This window comes from Calditrichota bacterium, assembly GCA_013151735.1.
Classification (GTDB): Bacteria; Zhuqueibacterota; JdFR-76; order JdFR-76; family BMS3Abin05; genus BMS3Abin05.
In genome coordinates this window covers 1-3,541 of the sequence record JAADHR010000040.1, presented here as the reverse complement: position 1 = coordinate 3,541, position 3,541 = coordinate 1, and the positions used below count along the sequence as shown (strand labels likewise).

3 protein-coding genes are annotated in these 3,541 nt (G+C 48.9%); all 3 read left to right on the top strand.

Annotated features, from left to right (window positions below; translation table 11 throughout):
- Positions 1-484: 484 nt before the first annotated feature.
- Positions 485-1,201: a metal-dependent transcriptional regulator gene (locus tag GXO76_02475; protein ID NOY76717.1), complete on the top strand. Its 717-nt coding sequence runs from the start codon at positions 485-487 to the stop codon at positions 1,199-1,201.
- A gap of 6 nt (positions 1,202-1,207) precedes the next feature.
- On the top strand, positions 1,208-3,271 hold the full coding sequence (gene feoB / locus GXO76_02470) for a ferrous iron transport protein B (GenBank protein ID NOY76716.1): 2,064 nt from the start codon (positions 1,208-1,210) through the stop codon (positions 3,269-3,271).
- Between the two features lie 77 nt (positions 3,272-3,348).
- Positions 3,349-3,541 (top strand): carboxypeptidase-like regulatory domain-containing protein (locus tag GXO76_02465; protein NOY76715.1); only part of this gene is annotated, 193 nt, incomplete at its 3' end.

The window sequence follows — 3,541 nt, the reverse complement described above, 5'->3', positions numbered from 1 at the left end:
AGGAATGTGAATATCCAATAATCAATAACGACTATCCAATTTCCAAATACTGAACCAACCCATCATTGAACAAACAAACTCCGGAATCGGTTGCCGGAGCAACTGAAAACCACATTTCCCAAACCAAAGTCCCCCCTTGAGAGGGGATTTAGGGGGATGTCATTTTTCGCAGGCCAAGATCTCACCGCGAAGACAACAGGCTGAAGAGCAAATACCCCCGGTCGCCGAGTGTCCGCCTCCGGCGGACGTATCGAGGCGAAGGGAGAGGAATGTGAATATCCAATAATCAATAACGACTATCCAATTTCCAAATATTGAACCAACCCATCATTGAACAAACAAACTCCGGGGCCGGTGGCCGGAGCAATTGAAAAACCACATTTTCCAAACCAAAGTCTAAAAAAAATCTTGCATCAAATATATTTTTGCACTATATTGTTAGCCTAAACTAACAATAATAGAAAAAGCAAATGCGAGATTTGAAATGGATGCTTTAACGCACAGTGCTGAAAATTATCTTCGGACGATTCTTGAAATTTCGCTTGAGAACAGGGTCGTTCGCATCAAAGACATTGCCAAACGGATGCAGGTGAAAATGCCCAGTGTTGTGGCGGCTATTCAAGCTCTGGACAAAAAGGGCTATCTGGTTCATGAAAAATACGGCTATCTGGAACTTACCGAAGAAGGCATGGAAGCCGCGCGAGCCGTTTACAATCGGCATCGCCTCATTTTTAAATTTCTCTACAATTTTTTAAAGGTGGACTCACAAACGGCGATGGAAGAAGCCTGCAAACTCGAGCACAATTTGAGTGATAAAACGCTGCAGAAACTGACCCGATTAATGGATTACGTCGCGGAGGCCGGAGAGGGAAATACAAACCTGATGAACGAATTTCAGGCCTTTTTGGAAGGAAAATCAACCAGGCCAGCGAAAATTGAATCGGCGGGATCGATTACCGAGGCGGTTCTTTTGAGGGATCTGTCTCCAGGGCATTCGGCACATGTCGTCCGAATTCTGGGAGATTCCAGTTTAAAGCGCCGTTTGTTGGACATGGGGCTGGTACCGGGTACCCGTGTTACCGTTTCAACAATTGCGCCTCTGGGTGATCCCATCGATATCATTCTAAAGGGGTACCACTTGTCGTTGAGACGAGAAGAAGCCTCTCAAATTCTGGTTCTTCCAACCGAAGCGGAGCAGTAGTTCCAGATGAATGTCCTTTCCCTCAAAGAACGGCTGGAAAAAGCTGACAGTGAATTGACGATTGCACTGGTCGGAAATCCGAATTCGGGGAAAACCACACTCTTTAATGCGCTGACCGGGAGCAATCAACACGTTGGCAATTGGCCGGGGGTGACGATTGATGTCCTTCTGGGGCAGGCCGATTTTCGGGGTGAATCCGTGATAATCGCTGATTTGCCCGGGGCCTACAGTTTATCTCCCTATCAGCCGGACGAGCGGATCGTCCGGGATTTTTTGCTTCAGGTTCAACCGGATGTTGTGGTGGTTGTGGCCGACGCCTCCCGCTTGGAGCGGGAGCTTCACATCCTGGTGGAATTAATGGAATTGGGGTTTCGGGTGGTTCTGGATCTCAATATGATGGATTTGGCCCGGCGAAAGGGTCTCAGAATTCACTCGACGAAAATGTCACAACTGCTTGGAATTCCTGTGGTGGAGACGGTTGGAAGTCAATTGGTGGAGAAAAATAGGCTCCTAAGAACAGCCGTCGATGTGTCCAAAATGCCGCTTCCGGATTTTCGATTGGATTATGGCGAGGCCATTGAGGAGGCCATAAAAGAGCTGGTTGAGTTTTTGAAAACGGTTCCGGCTTCTCTGGAAAACTATCCGCCGCGTTGGCTGGCCCTGAAAGTCCTCGAAGGAGACGTCTCCGTGATTCAGGGGTTGAGGGCTTTACCCAACTACGAGATTATCCGGGAACAGGCTTTGAAGAGCACAATTCACCTGGAAAAGAAGTTTGGCTACGATACCGAAACCATTTTGATCGAAAAGCAGTATGGTTTTATTTCCGGTTTGCTGAGAGAGTGTGTTTCTTACCAGCCCACCCCTGTAACGCGACAGGTGAGCGCGGAAAAAATCGATAAAATTGCCCTTCATCCCTGGCTGGGATTCCCTCTGTTCCTGCTGGCGTTGGCTGGTTTGTTTGAATTAACGTTTAAAGCAGCCCAGCCGTTTGTTTGGCTGATTTCCGCCCTTTTTACGGAAGCCGGAAGAGGGATTGCAACCGCCGGGGCCGCTTTGCACGTCCCGCCACTGTTTGTTTCCTTTTTAGTGAACGGACTGGTTGGCGGCGTGGGCGCGATTTTTTCATTTCTTCCTAATCTGATTTTTCTTTTCTCCGGAATTGCATTTCTGGAAGATTCCGGCTATCTGGCCAGAGGGGCATTTATTGCCGACCGGATCATGAGAAAGATAAACCTTCACGGGAAATCCCTGATTCCACTGATCTTAGGCTTTGGCTGCAACATCCCGGCCGTATTGGCGACACGCACGCTCCCTTCCCGAAAAGACCGCATTCTGACGATGATAGCCATCCCCTTTATTTCCTGCGCCGCCAGATTGCCCATTTATGCCTTGTTTGCCGGCCTTTTTTTCGCACACTACCAGGGGCTGGTTGTACTCTCACTTTATCTGATCGGGATTTTGGCAGCGGTTGGGCTGATCAAACTGACAGCGCCTGTACTTTTCAAGAATGAACAGTCGGTTCTGGTTATGGAATTGCCGCCCTACCGACTGCCGACGCTGTATTCCATTTACCGAAACACCTGGCGCCGGAGTCTCATCTTTTTGAAGAAGGCGGGTAAAATTATTTTGGGGGCCGTGCTCTTAATCTGGTTCCTGGCCAGTTTTCCCCTTGGAAGTGCCTACGCCGGACATGAAAGTTACATTGGCCAACTGGGTTCGTTTTTGGCCCCGCTGCTGCGTCCCGCGGGGTTTGGGTACTGGCAGACGGCCGTCGCCTTTATGTTTGGGTTTTTGGCCAAGGAGGTCATTCTGGGGGCGTTGGGGATCCTTTACGGGGCAACGGGTGCGGGTTTACGTCACGTTCTGATGCAGCAGTTTACGCCTCTTTCAGCGTATGCCTTCATGGTGTTCTCGCTGCTCTATATGCCCTGTGTGGGGACACTTGCGGCGATCAAAAAAGAAACCCGATCCTGGAAGTGGCCGATGATTAGTGTAACATCCGGGTTAACCCTTGCATTTTTTCTGTCAGCAGCAATCTACCAGATGGGACGCTTGATTGGGCTGCGATAAGTGAAATTTTTTTGTGAAAAGAATTAGGAAAAACTAACAAATATAAACATGCAAAACAATAGAAGGGAGTGAGTCAAATGGTAGTTAAGCGGATGGTTGTTGGAATGGCGATTTTAATAGCCGTGATGATTTGGGCAGGCAGTATTGCAGGGGCGTCGGAAAAAAGTGAAACGAGTCGACCAAAATATGTGAGCGGCATCAAAGGGACGGTAAGGGATGCCAATACGGGTGAGCCGCTTCCCGGCGCCAATGTTATTTTAGTGGGAACTC

Coding starts and splice junctions, on each gene's coding strand:
- GXO76_02475 (NOY76717.1), top strand. CDS start 485: ATGGATGCTTTAACGCACAGTGCTGAAAATTATCTTCGGACGATTCTT.
- feoB (NOY76716.1), top strand. CDS start 1,208: ATGAATGTCCTTTCCCTCAAAGAACGGCTGGAAAAAGCTGACAGTGAA.